Source organism: Sphingobium sp. YBL2, assembly GCF_000943805.1.
In the GTDB taxonomy this organism is placed as follows: Bacteria; Pseudomonadota; Alphaproteobacteria; order Sphingomonadales; family Sphingomonadaceae; genus Sphingobium; species Sphingobium fuliginis.
The window spans coordinates 4704485-4720091 of the sequence record NZ_CP010954.1 but is presented as its reverse complement, the minus strand read 5'-3'; the positions used below and the strand labels follow the sequence as shown (position 1 = coordinate 4720091).

Genomic DNA, 15607 nt, shown 5'->3' with positions numbered 1-15607 from the left:
ACCGCTTGCACGCCCCCCATCGTCGTCATTTCCCCGCCCGCTTCTGGTTCAGCAATTCATAGGCCATCACCGCGCAGGCGACCGCCGCGTTCAGGCTGTCGGCCTTGCCCAGCATCGGCATCTTCACCAGCAGGTCGCATTCGGCTTCATAGCTTTCGGGCAGGCCCTGCGCCTCGTTGCCGACCAGCAGGAAGCTGGGGCTCTGGTAGCGAGGTTCCTGATAGTCGTGCGTGGCCTTCAGGCTGGTGCCGATCAGCTCGCCCGGCCCCTGGCGCAGCCAGTGCATGAACTCGCCCCAGCGCGCCTGGGTGATGCTTTGGGTGAAAAGGGCGCCCATGCTGGCCCGCACGGATTCGACGGAGAAGGGGTCGACGCAATCGTCGATCAGGATCAGACCGCCCGCGCCGACCGCATCGCCAGTGCGCAGGATCGTGCCCAGATTGCCGGGATCGCGCAGCGACTGGGCGACGATCCAGATGTCGGCCCTGCTCCGGTCGAGCTTCGCCAGCGGGGTCAAGCGGTCGCGATAGACGCCGACCACCGCCTGCGGATTATCCTTGCCGCTGATCTTGGAGAGGATGTCGGGCGTCGTCTCTATCACGTCGCCGCCCGCCGCCTCCATCGCCGCGATCAGATCGGCGGCGAGGGGGTGGGTGGAACCGGCGTGGAACAGCATTTCGGGCAGCACGCCTTCCTCGCGCGCTTCGGTCAGGATGCGCAGCCCTTCGGCCAGGAAGAGTCCCTCCGCCTTGCGGAACTTCTTCTCCCGCAGGGAACGGACGCGCTTCACCAGCGGGTTGGAAAATCCGGTGATTTCTCGCGCCACGATGCTGTCTCTTGCCCTTTTTGCAGGTCCGCCGAAACGGCCTCTCTATAGGGGGAGAGGGGAAAAGGGTAGGGGGCTTGGCAGGGTGGGGATTTGGCCTTGCTGCCGGCAGGCGTTAAACCGGATCCCCTATCTCAGGTCGCCTGGGAGGCGCCGTGCCGGGCGACGGCGACGCGGTTGCGGCCGGAGCGCTTGGCTTCGTAGAGCGCCATGTCCGCGACCGCCAGCCAGCTTTCGCCTGTCGGCCAGTCGCCGCGCAGTTCCGCCACGCCGAAGCTGACGGTGGCGCGCAGCGGCGGCGTGCCGGGCATTTCCGCAGCGGCGATCGCGTCGCAGAAGCGCTGCGCCGCCCTTGCGGCATCGTCCTCCGCCGTTTCGGGCAGCAATATGCCGAATTCCTCGCCGCCCAGCCGCCCGAGCGAATCGCTGGGGCGTTGCAGGCCGGCGCAGAGCCGGGCGATGCCGCGGATCACCTGGTCGCCAGCGGGATGACCGTAGGTGTCGTTGATATGCTTGAAATGGTCGATGTCGAACAGCAGCAGGCTGGAGGGCCGCTCATGCCGTTCGAACAGGGCGATGGCGCGGTTCATTTCGGTGAGAAAGGCCCGGCGGCTGAGCGCGCCGGTCAGATGATCGCGCTCCGCGATGCGGCGCAGTTCGAGCTGCTCAACCACCAGCGCGGCGAGGTTCTTGAGGATGGCGATCTGCGCCGGGTCGAATTCGCGCGGCACGGTGTCGATCGCGCAGAGCGAACCGATATTATAGCCGTCCGGCGTTTCCAGCGGGATGCCGGCATAGCTGCGGATGTTGGGATCGCCCGTCACCAGCGGATTGTCGCGGAAGCGGGCATCCTCCTTGGCGTCGGTAATGACCATCGGCGCCCGCTGGCGGATGGTGTGGTCGCAAAAGGCGATGTCGCGGGCGGTTTCGCTTTCGTCGAGGCCGGCCAGCGACTTGAACCACTGCCGATCGGTATCGACCAGCGAGACGGCCGAAATCGGCACGCCCAGGATGCTGCGGACCAGATCGGTGATGCGGTCGAAGGAGGATTCCCTTGGCGTATCCAGAACTTCGTACCGGTTCAGCGCGGCGAGACGCGCCGGTTCGTCCATCAGCTTTGGATCGAGCATTGCCAACTATCCTCAACCGGCGGCGCGCCCTTCCTGCGCCCCGCGATTCCCGTTCGATATTATCCTGTGATAGTCGCTTGCCGATGTTTGACAAAGGCTTAGCAGGCTCGACCGGCCTTATTCCTCGCCAAATTTATCCTCGACCAGCGTCACCAGCTTGCCCAGCGAATCGGCTGCCTCGGGACCGGTGGCGCTGATGACGATGCTGTCCCCCATCGCCGCGCCCAGCATCATCAGGCCCATGATGGAGGTTCCGGTGACTTCGCTGCCGTCCTTGCGCACGGTGATCTGCGCGGGAAGGCCGCTGGCCAGGGTCACGAATTTCGCGCTGGCGCGGGCGTGGAGGCCCCGGCGGTTGCTGATCCTGACTTCCTGGCTGATTTCGCTCATGTGGTGCTGCCCAACAGTTCCGATGCAACGCTGATATATTTCTGACCCGCTTCCCGCGCGGCGGCGACGGCCTGGCGCACGTCCATGACCTTGCGCGCGCTTTCCAGGCGGATCAGCATGGGCAGGTTGATGCCCGCGATCACCTCTATCTCGCCCGCCTTCAGCAGGGAGATGGCGAGGTTGGAGGGGGTGCCGCCGAACAGGTCGGTCAGCAGGATCACCCCGGACCCGTCGTTGACGCGCGCCACCGCATTGGCGATGTCGGCGCGGCGCATCTCCATATCGTCCTCAGGCCCGATGCAGATGGTCTCGATCTGCTGCTGCGGACCGACCACATGCTCCATCGCGACGACGAATTCCGTCGCCAGCGCCCCATGGGTGACGAGTACCAGTCCAATCATCTTGCTTACGTGGCCCACCTGTTCTTCATGGATTACGCTTTCGGGCCTCCCGGTCTGCGCTTCTCCAGGGCGTCCTGGGGCGCTGATTCCATATTGCGGTGCGAGACCGTGGGCGAAAAGCCCGCATCTTGCAAGTATCTGGCGACGCGTTCGGCCACATGGACCGACCGATGGCGGCCGCCCGTACAGCCAAAGGCCACGGTAATGTAGCTTTTTCCGCCCTCCGCATAGCGGGGCAGCAGCAGGGCCAGCAAGTGTTCGATGCGCCCGACCGCCTCATCATAGGCGGGATCTTCCATGATATAGGCGGCGACAGCGGGGTCGAGCCCGGTCTTCGGCCGCAGCGCCTCCTCCCAATGGGGATTGCGCAGGAAGCGCATGTCGAACACCAGATCGGCGTTGAGCGGCACGCCGCGCGAATAGCCGAAGGACATAATGGTCAGCACCGGGTCCGACAGCCCCTCGCGCGAGAAGCGGTTGCGGATTTCCTGTTGCAGGCCGTTGCTGGTGAGGCTGCTGGTGTCGATCACCTGATTGGCCCAGCGGCGCAGCGGTTCGGTCAGTTCCCGTTCGCGGGCGATGCCATGGCGGGCGGGGCGGTCGGTGGCCAGCGGATGGCGGCGGCGGGTTTCCGCGAAACGACGCTCCAGCTCCTCGCCGGAGCAGTCGAGGAACAGCGTTTCCACATCATGGCCGTGGCGAGCGCGCAGGGCCTTGATCCGCTGGACGATGGCGGCGGCGTCGAAGCCGCGGGTGCGCGCGTCGATGCCCAGCGCCAGAGGACGGTCCGTCCCTTCCTCATGCCCCTCCGGCAGGGGGGTGTCGAGCAGGCGGTCGAGCAGCACCAGCGGCAGGTTGTCGACCACTTCCCAGCCCATATCCTCCAGCGTCTTGAGCGCGGTCGTCTTGCCCGCGCCTGACAGGCCGGACACGAGCAGGATGGTCTTCGGCGTTTCCAGGCTCACAACGGGTCCATGCTCCCGAGGCCCAGGGTCCGGACGGCGAGTTCCACCTTGATCGGGGCGGATGCTTCGAACGGGGCGAGCCGGACCACGGGGATTGCGACCCCGGCGATGGACCGTTGCGCGGTTTCCGGCGGCATTCGCTCCACGTCGTCGCTGAGGTCGACCGCCAGCGCGACCGGGGCGTTGTCCGCATGGGGCATGTCGACCAGCCCCAGGCCGCGCACCTCCATCATGCCGACGATCCGGTCGGGCGCGCGGGCGAACAGGCGCCCTTCGATCTCCAGCAGGCGGGTATAGTCGTCGCTCACCAGCACGGCGCCGCGATCGATCAGGCGCAGCGCCAGGTCGGACTTGCCCATGCCGCTGGGGCCGCAGAGCAGCACGGCCCGGCCGTCAATCGCCACGCTGGTCGCATGCAGGGTTTCGGAAGAATGTGTCGACGCCATATCGCCTTATCGCTTTGACGTCATATTAGCTCCTGTTGGCGCTGGTGGAAATCGAATTAACCGGGGCGTTTCTCATTATGGTGCAGTGGGGGTGTGGGGGAGGGGCAAATTCAGGCCATTCCCCGCAGACGGTCGGCGCGGCGCAGCGGGCCTGGAGGGCGGCAGCTTAAAATCCCGGCCTCCTCCCGCCCATGGGAGGGGGAGTATCTGCGCCTCCCCCGTTCCGGCTTATTCCGAAACGATGCCCGGATCGCGTTCGACCGCCATGGGCAGGCGCACGATGAAGCAGGCGCCGCTTTGCGCGTCCTGGCGGTCCGCGATGCTGATCTTGCCCTGATGCCCCTCCACGATGGAGCGGGCGATGGCGAGGCCAAGGCCCGAATGCTTGCCGAACGCCTCATTTTCCGGGCGGACGCTGTGGAACCGGCGGAAGACATGTTCGCGTTCGGATTGCGGGACGCCCGGACCCTCATCCTCCACGCTGACCAGCACTTCATTGTCCGCCACGGTGGCGACGATCTGGACCAGCCCGTCATCGGGGGAGAAGGAGATCGCATTGTCGATGAGGTTGTCGAGCACGCGGATGATCCGCTGCTCCTCGCCCAGCGCAACCGCGACATTCCTGCGTGGCCGGGCGAAGGCGAGGCGCACGCCGCGGGGCACGCCGCGGGCTTCGCGGGCGACCACCATCTTCTCGATCAACAGGCCGAGATCGATCGGCTCGAACCGGGTGCGGGAAAGCTGCGCGTCGATGCGCGAGGCTTCGGCAATGTCCGTCACCAGCCGGTCGAGCCGGCGCACATCGTCCTGCGCGATCGCCATCAGCTGGGCGCGCAGTTCCGGCTTGTCCACCCGATCCAGCGCGTCCAGGGCTGAACGCAGGGAGGCGATGGGGTTCTTCAGCTCATGGCTGACATCGGCGGCGAAGGCGTCGGTCGCGTCGATCCGCTGGCGCAGCGCATGGCTCATGTCGGACAGGGCGCGGGCCAGCATGCCGATCTCGTCCCGCCGGTCGGGCAGGCGTGGCACCGTGACTTCGCGCGCCCGCCCCAGCCGCACGCGCACCGCCGCGCGGGCGAGGCGTTGCAGCGGCTGCACGATGGTCCGGGCCAGGAACAGGGAGAGCAGGACGGAAGCCAGCACCGCCGCCGCCAGCACCATGCCCAGGCGGAAACGCTCCGCGCGGACGGTGCGCGTGATGTCGCGGGCATTTTCCGTCGCCAGCAGGCCGGTGCCGTCCTTCACATTGACCGCCGCGGAGATCATGAAGGTGCGGTCGGGGGCATAGCGGTTCACCGCCTGGGTGCGGCCGCTTTTGCGCGCCACCACCATTTCGGGCCATGCCTGTGCCCGGTCGACTGCCGGCTCCTCGAAATTGGGCGGGCGGTCGGCGGACACGATGCGGTCTATCACCTTGTCGAGGAAGCGGGCGACATGGCGCTGCCATTCCTCCTCGGCGGGCAGGCGCAGGCGATAGCGCGGCGCGTTCATGGCGAAGCTGTCGGCGATCAGCCGTCCCTGCGCGTCATAGCGGCGCACGCGGTCGCCGGTCTGCCGCGCATAGGCGGCGATCAGCGCGTCCTGCCGGTCAGCCGGCGCATTTTCAAGGCCAATGGCCAGCAGCTTCAATTCGCGCGCCGACTGCTCCAGCCGGTCGTCGACGATGCGCGTGCGGTAGCTGTCCAGATAGAAGAAGCCGCCCGCCAGCAGCGCCAGCGCGAACACATTGACCGCCAGGATGCGCGGGGTCAGGCTGATCCGGCCGGACCAGCTCCACCTTGCGCCCGCGTCATGCTTCTTCGGAGAAACGATAGCCGGCGCCATAGAGGGTGTCGATTGCGTTGAATTCGGGGTCGACTTCGCGGAACTTGCGGCGAAGGCGCTTGATGTGGCTGTCGATGGTGCGGTCGTCGACATAGACGTCGTCCTGATAGGCGGCATCCATCAGCTGGTTGCGGTTCTTGACCACGCCGGGGCGCGCGGCGAGCGTTTCCAGGATCAGGAATTCGGTCACGGTCAGCGTCACGTCCCGGCCCATCCATTTGACCCGGTGGCGGGCAGGGTCCATTTCCAGCCGGCCGCGCACGATCGGTTCGGCCACCGGCTCGTCGGGCGCGGCATCCACCTTGCTCGCCTCCGCCCGGCGCAGGATCGCGCGAATGCGGGCGATCAGCAGCCGCTGGGAGAAAGGCTTGCTGATATAATCGTCCGCGCCCATGGCGAGGCCCAGCGCCTCGTCCAGTTCGTCGGCCTTGGACGTCAGGAAGATGACCGGCATATGGCTCTTTTCCCGCAGCCGCCGCAGCAGTTCCAGCCCGTCCATGCGCGGCATCTTGATGTCGAACACGGCCAGGTCTGCGGGATTTTCTATCAGCGCCTTCAGCGCCGCCTCCGGGTCCGAATAGAGGCGCGTCAGGAACCCTTCCGTCTGCAACGCGATGGAGACGGAGGTCAGGATATTCTTGTCATCGTCCACCAGAGCGATGGTTGCGGTCATGCTGCGCCCCGAAAATCGTCGGCAATGGGAATGCCCCTGCGTTAGACGAAGGCGGCTTCCCCTGCAAGGAAGGCCGGGCGGGCGGGTTATGCGGTGTAGCCATGGGAATTCGGGATAAATGCCGGGGATGCGGGGTTTCCCGGGGTTTGACGCATCTTCTGCAAAGGCTTATGCCCGCTAGGTCTGCAGCAGATGGCGCCAAGCGGCGAAGATCGCGGCGTTGAGAGGCGGACCGGCCGTGAACATGATAAGATGGCGGCCGGACATAATGATATTCAGGAGTAAAGGCGTGCAGGCCAAATCCTCTTTCACCCTCGATCGGCAGGGCATTTCCACCAGCGCCGATCAATATTGGAATCTGGGCACCGCGCCGCTGGTCGAAGCCGCGCTTGCCAATGGCGAGGGCATATTGGCCAAGGACGGCCCGCTGGTGGTCAAGACCGGCAAGCATACCGGGCGGTCGGCAAGCGACAAGTTCATCGTCAGGGACGCGGAAACCGAATCCACCGTCTGGTGGGGCAAGACCAACGTGCCCATGACGCCGGAGCATTTCGCCGCGCTGAAGGCCGATTTCTTCGCCGCCCTGGGGCAGAAGGACAAGCTGTACATTGCCGATCTGTTCGGCGGATCGCAGCCTGAGCATCGCGTCAACGTGCGGATCATCAACGAATTCGCCTGGCATAACCTCTTCATCCGCACGCTGCTGGTCCGTCCGGGCGCGGAGGAGCTGGCGGATTTCGCGCCTGAATATACGATCATCGACCTGCCCACCTTCCAGGCCGATCCGGTCCGTCACGGCACCCGCAGCGAGACGGTGATCGCGGTCAACTTCACCGAGAAGCTGATCCTGATCGGCGGCACCCGCTATGCCGGAGAGATGAAGAAGTCGGTCTTCGGCATCCTCAACTATCTGCTGCCGACGCGGGGCGTGATGCCGATGCACTGTTCGGCCAATATCGGTCCGAACGGCGACACGGCGGTCTTCTTCGGCCTGTCGGGCACGGGCAAGACCACCCTGTCGGCCGATGCCAGCCGCACGCTGATCGGGGATGACGAGCATGGCTGGTCGGACACCGCCGTCTTCAATTTCGAGGGCGGCTGCTACGCCAAGATGATCAACCTGTCGGCCGAGGCCGAGCCGGAGATCTTCGCCACCACCAAGCGGTTCGGCACGGTGCTGGAAAATGTCGTGATCGACGAGGAAACCCGCGAGATCGACCTGGACGACAACAGCCTGGCCGAGAACAGCCGGGGTTCCTACCCGATCGACTTCATCCCGAATGCGTCGGAGAAGAATCTGGGGCCGGTGCCGAAAAACATCATCTTCCTGACCGCCGATGCTTACGGGGTTTTGCCGCCGATCGCGCGGCTGACGCCGGACCAGGCCATGTATCATTTCCTTTCGGGCTATACCGCGCGCGTCGCCGGGACGGAGATCGGCGTGACGGAGCCGTCCGCGACCTTCTCCACCTGCTTCGGCGCGCCGTTCATGCCGCGTCACCCTTCCGTTTACGGCAACCTGCTGAAGGAACGGATCAACAAGGGCGGCGTGACCTGCTGGCTGGTCAACACCGGCTGGACCGGGGGCAAATATGGCGTCGGCAAGCGCATGCCGATCAAGGTGACGCGGGCCCTGCTGAACGCGGCGCTCGACGGCAGCCTCAACAACGCCGAATTCCGCACCGATCCCAATTTCGGCTTCCAGGTGCCGGTTGCGGTTCCGGGCGTGGATTCGACCATACTCGATCCGCGCGCGACCTGGCCCGACAAGGCGGCCTATGACGAAACCGCCGGCAAGCTGGTCAAGCAGTTCGTCGACAATTTCGCCCAGTTCGAGGATCATGTCGATGCGTCGGTGCGCGACGCGGCGCTGACGGCGGCCTGACAGGCCCGCATTTCGTAACGACAGGGGCCGGGGAGCGATCTTCCGGCCTCTTTCGCTTCCCGTCGGCGGGACGGAATGCTATCCTGCATCAAACTTCAGCGGGATATGAGCTATGGCACTGTTCGACGATTTGCTGGGCAATATGGGTGGCCTGGAGGCGGTTGCCGCGAAGATCGGCCTTCAGCCCGACCAGATGCAGGCCTTGATGAGCGAAATCGGCGGCAAGATCGCTTCGGGCGAGACCGATGTCGCCGCGCTGGCGACCACGGCCGCCGAACATGGCGTGTCGGCGGACAAGTTGCAGGAGCTGTTCGCCCATTTCGGCGGCCCGGAAGCCATATTGGCGAAGATCGGCGGCCTGTTCGACCGGGATGGCGACGGCAATCCGCTCAACGAACTGGGCGGGCTGGCCAAAGGTCTTTTCGGCTGATCCGCCGTCCCGGCGCGCGCTGGGATGACGGATTTTGCGGAAATGGCCGGACATACCCCGGATTGGGTATGCTTTTGGATAGATAAGCGATTATGAGCTTGCTGCGGGACGGGCGTGTCGGCGCTCCGGGAGCAGGGGAAAATCATGATGATGGGGGATATGCTGCGCGGCAGCGCCGCCATTGCAGCGATATTGAGCAGCAACGCGCAGGCGCAGAGCCAATTTCTGTCCGGTGAATGGATGCAGGACGGGGCCTGCGTGCCCAGCTACCGCGCCCTGAATGCGCCGGAGACGCGCAATCTTCCCTGCTGCGTTCCGGCGCGTCGCGCGGTGCCGCCGCTTTGCCCGCGGTCCTGATCCGCGCGGATGATCGCCAGCTTTCGCACGGACAAGTTTTTTTCGCCTTGCCTTGGAACGTCCCAAGGGGCATTCGCGCTGCATAGCTTATTGCGAAGCCCACGCAACTGACGCTCTTACCCGCGACAGTCGCCCTGGATTTGGCAGGGGAAAAGGTTTTGAACGACGTGACGATCGAAAAGCCGGTGCTGGAACCGACCGGCGCGCTTTCAGTGGAAACCGTGCTGTCGGTGCGGCATTGGAACGAACATCTGTTCAGTTTCCGCATCACGCGGCCGGCCAGCTTCCGCTTCCGGTCGGGCGAGTTCGTGATGATCGGTTTGCAGGGCGACAATGGCAAGCCGCTGCTGCGCGCCTATTCGGTCGCCAGCCCCGCCTGGGACGAGGAACTGGAGTTCCTGTCGATCAAGGTGCAGGACGGGCCGCTGACGTCCAAACTGCAACTGATCCAGCCCGGCGACCAGATCTATCTGGGGCGTAAGCCGACCGGCACGCTCGTCACGGACGCGCTGCTGCCGGGCAAGCGGCTGTTCATGCTGTCGACCGGCACGGGCCTGGCGCCCTTCCTCAGCCTGGCGCGCGATCCGGACGTCTATGAATTTTACGAGCAGGTCGTGGTGGTGCATTCGGTCCGCCGGGTGAGCGACCTTGCCTTCCATGACGAGCTGTCGGGCAAGCTGGCGGACGACCCGCTGGTGGCGGAGCAGGCGGCCAGCCAGTTCCATTATGTGCCGACCGTGACGCGCGAACCCTTCCGCAACAACGTCCGCATCGACAAGCTGGTGGAAACGGGCGCGCTGTTCGAAGGGATTGCAGGCGAGCCGAGGTTCAATCCCGAGACCGACCGGATCATGATGTGCGGCAGCATGGAGATGATCAAGCAGTTCGGCGCCTATTTCGAGGAACAGGGCTTTGCCGAGGGCTCCAACGCCGCGCCGGGCGCCTATGTTATTGAGCGCGCCTTCGTAGGCTGATTGCCTGCGGCATCGGCAAGGGAAGGGCTGGCGGCGATGCCGGCCCTTCTGCTTTTCCGTGGATGGTCTTCATGATGGGGGCAGGCGGCGCAAGGCCGGCATCGCAACGGCGCCGGACGATGTCATCGCAATGAACCGGCTGCGACCCGAGGCTTTGCTTCTGGCCGGTCCATATCCTTGTTTCCCTTTCCCGTGCCGAAGGCAAGATGATCATCGTCCATTATGAACGGTTTATCGGATATGTTCCGGCGTCCGCGCATGGCCCCCGCGGCGAGTCGCGCCCGGGATGCGGCTCCATTCGGCCGTTGCGGCAGCGGGCGATTCGGCAAAGCGGTCGATTTTTCGGTGGAACATCGCGATAAGCAGTCCACCTCCGGCGTAGGAAGGGGCGACGGCGCGATTTGTGGAGATGCGGGCAGACAGTGCGAAGGCGGCCTACACCGCCTTCCTGAGCTATAATCACAGGGACGTTCGGGCCGCGCGCGGGCTGCAACGGCGGCTGGAATCCTATCGGCTGCCCAAGGGCGCCATGCGGTCCGACGGCGGGCGGCGGCTTGGCCCGATCTTCCGCGACCGCGACGAATTGCCTGCCGCGGCCGACCTGTCGGAGGCGGTGAAGCAGGCGCTTTCCCGATCGGCGGCTTTGGTGGTCCTGTGTTCGCCCCATGCGGCGGCTTCGCCCTGGGTGGACAAGGAAATCCGCCTGTTCCGCGTCCTCCATCCCGACCGGCCGATCCTGGCCGCGATCATCGAAGGCGAACCGGAAGAGGCCTTTCCGCCTGCGTTGCGGGACGGTGGCGAACCGCTTGCCGCCGACCTTCGGCGGGAGGGCGACGGCGTTCGGCTGGGCACCCTGAAGATCATTGCCGGGCTGGCCGGGATCGGCCTGGACCGGCTGGTGCAGCGCGATGCGCAGCGGCGCGTCCGGCGCGTGACGGCTGTCACGCTGGCCCTGCTGCTGGTCATGCTAGCTTTTCTCGCGCTGTCGATTGCGGCCTTGCAAGCGCAGCGGGAAGCGGAGCGGCAACGCGCCGAAGCAGAAGGGATCATTGAATTCATGCTGACCGATTTGCGGGAACGTCTGCGCAGCGTCGGTCGCCTGGATGCCCTGACCGTCGTCAACGACCGGGCGATGAACTATTATCGCGACCAGGGCGACCTCGACGATTTGCCGGACGACAGCCTGGAAAGGCGGGCGCGCATCCTTCAGGCGATGGGGGAGGACGATATTGCGCGCGGCAGCCTGCCGGCGGCGCGGCGCAAGTTCGAGGAAGCGCATCGCACCACCACCGCTCTGCTGGACGACGATCCCCAGCGGCCCGAATGGATCTTCGTCCACGCGCAGAGCGAATTCTGGATCGGGCAGGTCGATCAGCTATCCGGGCAGGCTGACGCCGCGCTCAGGCATTATCGGGCCTATCTGCATTGGGCCCGCGAGCTTTTCCGGTATCAGCCCCAGGCGGCGCGCAGCTTCACGGAAATGGGCTATGCGCTCAGCAACATCGCTTCGGTCCAATGGGAATCGAAGAACGACCATGACGATGCGATCCGGAATTATGCGAAGTCGCTCTACTGGTTCCAGCGGGCGCAGCAGGCCGATCCCGGATCGCTCAACATTCGCATGGAGGTGGCCGAACGCCATGCGCGGCTGGCCGACGTGCATTTCGACCGCCGCGACTTCCGGGCGTCGGAGCAGCATCGGCTGGAGCAACTGAGGCTGCTCGAACCCTTGCGGCGGGAAGATCCGCAAAATGGCGACATCGCCTATGACACTCTGGTGGCGACCCGTTCGCTTGCGCGGATCGCGTTCGAGACCGGTGAGACGGCCAAGGCGGTCAGGCTGCTGCGCGATGCGCGGAGCCAGTCTTCGGCGCTGCGCCAGCGCGATCCGGAGAACCAGAACTGGTTCGAGCAGCATTTGCGGCTGCTGATGGATGCAGCCGAGGTGGCGAGGGCGCGCCACCAGGGCGCGGAGGTCCACCGACTGGTCGACCAAGCTCGTCGGATCATGCATGATGCAAGTCCGACGGCCGCGGCGGACCCGGCATTTCGGGCTACGTCGATCCGGCGTCTGGATGCTATAGCACAGTCGAATGACAGGGCTTCGGCAAAGGGGGAGTGAATGCTGCCTTACGGGAACAGTGTCAGGACCATCGGCCCCGGCGACAAGATCGATCATGTTACCCTGCTCTCCATTCGCGTGCGGGAAGGCGCGTGGAATGTCAGCCGCTGGTTCGCGCCGATCTGCGAACGCGGACTGCAGGCCACGGAGGCGCGCCTGCTGAAGATGGCGCAGTCCCGCGACCCCGCGCAATATCCCGAATTCAGGGGCTATGGGTTCGAGAACATCGCCTTCGTCGAATATATGTGCTTCTTCACCATCATATTGGATGCGCCCGGCTACAGCTTCCATGACGGAAAGGACACCGATCCGATCTGGTTCGTGGAGAAGAAGGAAAACAGTTCGCTGCCCCCGCCGCCCGCGCCGGTGGCGCCCAACCGCAGCTTCTACGACCTGGAGATGACCGACATCGGCGGCTATCCGGCGCTGCGCTGCCGCAACTACATGTGCAACGGCTATACCGGCGAACCGTTGAAGGAAGGGGAGGAGCAGGGCTTCATCTTCAATCTCTATATTCGCGGCCGTTATGAACATGGCGGCGATTCGGGGGTTGTCCTGGCGATCGATCCCGACGGCGTCAGCAAGGGACCGCGGAAATAGGATCGCGCGAATCCGGTGGCGGCGGACGGGCGCTTGTGGGACAAGGCGGGAAATGATCAGGCCGCAGCTTAACAGCATCACGCGATTGGCCCGGGCGGGCGCGTTGGAACAGGCCTGGACCACATTCCATGCCGCCGGCCTGTCGCCGCAATCGGACGACCCGGATGTGCTGACGGTTTACGGACGCCTGCTGAAGGACCGCGCGGCGGGCGAGAGCGGCGCGGCGCGGGAAGAATTGTTGAACCGGGCCATCACCGCCTATGAGCGTGCTTCCGCCCTTTCGCATGCGACCTATCCGTTGATCAACGCGGCGACGCTGGCCTATGTGGCAGGGCGGCACGAGGCGGCGGTGACGCTGGCCAATGCCGTGATGACGCTGCTCGACGATCCGCTGCGCGCCGCCGAGACGCCCTATTGGATCGATGCGACGCGGGCCGAAGCGCTGCTGCTGCTGGGCCGGACCCAGGATGCCGAACGGATGCTGCGGCAGGCCATCGGGCATCAGCCCGAAGCGTGGGAAGACCATGCCTCCACGCTGCGACAGTTCGCGATGATCCTGGCGGAGGCGGGACGGCCGGCGGACTGGCTGGACCGCCACCGTCCGGCTTCGCCGCTCTATTTCGAGGGAATATTGGGCCTTGCAGCCGATGACGCCCAGGCGGCCCGCACGATTGCCGGGGCGGTGGATGCATTGGCCCCTTCCATGGTGATCGGGGCGCTGGCCGCCGGGGCGGACATATTGGTGGCGGAGGCGGCCATTGAGGCGGGCCGCCAGCTGCATGTCGTTCTGCCCTGTCCGGCCGAACTGTTCCGGGCGGCGTCGGTCGATCCTTTCGGTCCGGCATGGGCCGATCGGTTCGATGCGTTGATGGGAAGGGCGGTGTCGGTCAGGGAAATGGACGACTGGCAACCGCTCAGCAATGCATCCGTCGAGGTGTCGAGGCAGGCCGCCATGGGGCTGGCCCTGTGCGAGGCCAGGCGCCTGCAATCCTCCGCCCGCGCCTTGCAGATCGTCGGGCGGGGCGAGGAGGGGGGAGGCGACATGGCAGGCTGGGAAGCGCTGGGGCTGCGGCTGGATCGGCTGGCGCTGGAACGGAGCAACGCTGCTCAGGTCGCCCTGTCGCCGGAGGCGGAAGTCGTGGCGCTGATCGCCGTTCCGGAATCCCTGCCCTTCCACTTCGGCGGGGATGCGACGCTCTTGGTGGGGCAGGAGGGGCAGCATGCCTATGGCCTGTCTTCCCTTGCCGACGCGGCCCACAGGGCCGCTGCTTTGCGCGGCGACCATCCCGAGGCCCGGCTGGCGCTGGATTACCGCGCCCTGGCCGACACGCAGGACGGACGCTGGGATCGTGCGCTCATGATCGCCGCCGCGGACCTGGAGGGGGCGGTGGCGTTGAGCGAGTCGGCCGCCCTTGCCCTTGCCCTGCACGCGCCGGAGGCGAATGTGCAGCCGATGGGCGACATCAGGACGGCGTCGGGCGACCTGGCGCTTTATGGCCTGTTTCCCTGAGCCTGGGGGGAATCACCTCTTCTGGTCCGCGCTGAGTCCTTCGACAAGCTGAGGGCGAACGGATGTTGAGCGGCTCCGGTTCATCGGACGTTGCTCAGGATGTGCGAGGATCCGGCTTCCGCGACCGGGAGGAGAATCGGCGCTTGCAGGCCCGATCTCCGCATGGCGTGGTCCGGGCAGGCTTCAGGCTATCAATTCGGCGAGCAGGCGCGGCGCCAGTATCTCCAGCGCCTCGTCTGTCCGGCTGACGATGCCCCGCCGCAGCAGATGCGCAATGGCCCGGGATGTCGTCTCCCGCGTGGTATGCACCGACAGCGCCAGCGCGGACAGCACGGGCGGCGGCTCGATGCGGTTGGAGGCGCCCGCAAGGCGCAGCAGTTCGGCATAGACCCGGCCATTCGCCGTCAAAGTGGTCCTGGCGGCCATGCGGTCCAGCATCACGTCCAACTGCCGCGCGAACAGCAGGCTGAGGCCATGGGCGATATCCGCGCTGTGCCGCGCCAGGTCCACCAATGCCGAGGTTTCGATGCAGAGGAGATGGAGCGAACCCTGCGCGACGATGTCGCTGCGCAGCGCCGCCGGTTCGGGATAGCTGCCGAAGATTTCGCCCGGCCCGTGGGAAGCGAGCAAGGTCAACTGGCCATCGGCCGAGTTGATCTGGGCCTGGGCGGCGCCCTCCACGACCACCCAGCAATGATCGGCCAGGTCGCCCTGATGCGCGACGACGGCCTTGTGCGGAAAAACCATGTCGCGAACGGCGGACGCCAGAGCCTCGGCACCTGCCTGCCCACATGAAAACACGCTTCTGATAACGGCCAGCCGTTCCGTCTCAAGCAAGCTCTTCCCCCAAAAACCATGTGGGCCAGCGCGGTCGAACCTACCGGCTGATGGCTCTCAAAAAAAGGCCCAGCAGCGCGAAGGCTGCCGGGCCCTGAGTTGGAAATCAGGCAAGCCTGAGTTCCTCGGGTCGCGGGCGGAACAATAAGCGCCTCTTCCTATCTTGCGCGTGACGTGCATCACGCTTCGTCGATCTCCGACAAAGGCGTTGGGCGGGAGAAGGCGCCTACATGCTCA

Annotated in this window: 16 protein-coding genes; 7 read left to right on the top strand and 9 right to left on the bottom strand. The window is 65.5% G+C overall.

What is annotated here, in order from left to right:
• Positions 1–25: 25 nt before the first annotated feature.
• From TZ53_RS21930 to TZ53_RS21895, 8 genes are all read right to left on the bottom strand, one after another.
• A complete protein-coding gene (locus TZ53_RS21930) occupies positions 26–826 on the bottom strand; it encodes a TrmH family RNA methyltransferase (protein ID WP_044662706.1) in 801 nt (266 codons plus the stop codon).
• A 134-nt stretch (positions 827–960) separates the two neighbouring features.
• Complete coding sequence (locus TZ53_RS21925; RefSeq protein WP_044662705.1) at positions 961–1956, bottom strand: sensor domain-containing diguanylate cyclase; 996 nt, start codon at positions 1954–1956, stop codon at positions 961–963.
• Positions 1957–2073: 117 nt separating this feature from the next.
• Positions 2074–2346: an HPr family phosphocarrier protein gene (locus tag TZ53_RS21920; protein ID WP_025547580.1), complete on the bottom strand. Its 273-nt coding sequence runs from the start codon at positions 2344–2346 to the stop codon at positions 2074–2076.
• The gene (locus tag TZ53_RS21915) at positions 2343–2747 is read right to left on the bottom strand and encodes a PTS sugar transporter subunit IIA (RefSeq protein ID WP_025547579.1); all 405 of its coding nucleotides are present in this window, start codon (positions 2745–2747) and stop codon (positions 2343–2345) included. The genes TZ53_RS21920 and TZ53_RS21915 overlap by 4 nt, the downstream gene beginning before the upstream one ends.
• Positions 2748–2779: 32 nt before the next feature.
• On the bottom strand, positions 2780–3712 hold the full coding sequence (gene rapZ, locus TZ53_RS21910; RefSeq protein ID WP_044662704.1) for an RNase adapter RapZ: 933 nt from the start codon (positions 3710–3712) through the stop codon (positions 2780–2782).
• A complete protein-coding gene (locus TZ53_RS21905) occupies positions 3709–4158 on the bottom strand; it encodes an HPr kinase/phosphorylase (RefSeq protein ID WP_025547576.1) in 450 nt (149 codons plus the stop codon). Before TZ53_RS21905 ends, rapZ begins: the two co-directional genes overlap by 4 nt.
• Before the next feature lie 228 nt (positions 4159–4386).
• A complete protein-coding gene (locus tag TZ53_RS21900; protein ID WP_044662703.1) occupies positions 4387–5982 on the bottom strand; it encodes a stimulus-sensing domain-containing protein in 1596 nt (531 codons plus the stop codon).
• Entirely contained in the window at positions 5948–6655 is a 708-nt protein-coding gene (locus TZ53_RS21895) for a response regulator transcription factor (protein ID WP_044662702.1), read from the bottom strand. The genes TZ53_RS21900 and TZ53_RS21895 overlap by 35 nt, the downstream gene beginning before the upstream one ends.
• A 289-nt stretch (positions 6656–6944) precedes the next feature.
• Between TZ53_RS21895 and TZ53_RS21890 the strand changes: the two genes are divergently transcribed.
• The 7 genes from TZ53_RS21890 to TZ53_RS21860 all read left to right on the top strand — a co-directional run bounded on the left by TZ53_RS21890 (position 6945) and on the right by TZ53_RS21860 (position 14533).
• A complete protein-coding gene (locus tag TZ53_RS21890) occupies positions 6945–8540 on the top strand; it encodes a phosphoenolpyruvate carboxykinase (RefSeq protein ID WP_044663208.1) in 1596 nt (531 codons plus the stop codon).
• Between the two features lie 112 nt (positions 8541–8652).
• On the top strand, positions 8653–8970 hold the full coding sequence (locus tag TZ53_RS21885; protein ID WP_025547568.1) for a hypothetical protein: 318 nt from the start codon (positions 8653–8655) through the stop codon (positions 8968–8970).
• A 144-nt stretch (positions 8971–9114) separates the two neighbouring features.
• Positions 9115–9327, top strand: a complete 213-nt coding sequence (locus TZ53_RS21880; RefSeq protein ID WP_226870181.1) for a hypothetical protein — start codon at positions 9115–9117, stop codon at positions 9325–9327.
• Positions 9328–9485: 158 nt separating this feature from the next.
• Complete coding sequence (locus TZ53_RS21875; RefSeq protein WP_044662701.1) at positions 9486–10301, top strand: ferredoxin--NADP reductase; 816 nt, start codon at positions 9486–9488, stop codon at positions 10299–10301.
• Positions 10302–10710: 409 nt separating this feature from the next.
• Positions 10711–12423: a toll/interleukin-1 receptor domain-containing protein gene (locus TZ53_RS21870; RefSeq protein WP_052628245.1), complete on the top strand. Its 1713-nt coding sequence runs from the start codon at positions 10711–10713 to the stop codon at positions 12421–12423.
• Positions 12424–13023, top strand: a complete 600-nt coding sequence (locus TZ53_RS21865; protein ID WP_044662700.1) for a hypothetical protein — start codon at positions 12424–12426, stop codon at positions 13021–13023.
• Positions 13024–13075: 52 nt separating this feature from the next.
• The gene (locus TZ53_RS21860; protein WP_052628244.1) at positions 13076–14533 is read left to right on the top strand and encodes a TRAFs-binding domain-containing protein; all 1458 of its coding nucleotides are present in this window, start codon (positions 13076–13078) and stop codon (positions 14531–14533) included.
• Between the two features lie 183 nt (positions 14534–14716).
• Here TZ53_RS21860 and TZ53_RS21855 read toward each other — a convergent pair whose 3' ends face one another.
• On the bottom strand, positions 14717–15280 hold the full coding sequence (locus TZ53_RS21855; RefSeq protein ID WP_082718732.1) for a Crp/Fnr family transcriptional regulator: 564 nt from the start codon (positions 15278–15280) through the stop codon (positions 14717–14719).
• Positions 15281–15607 lie beyond the last annotated feature (327 nt).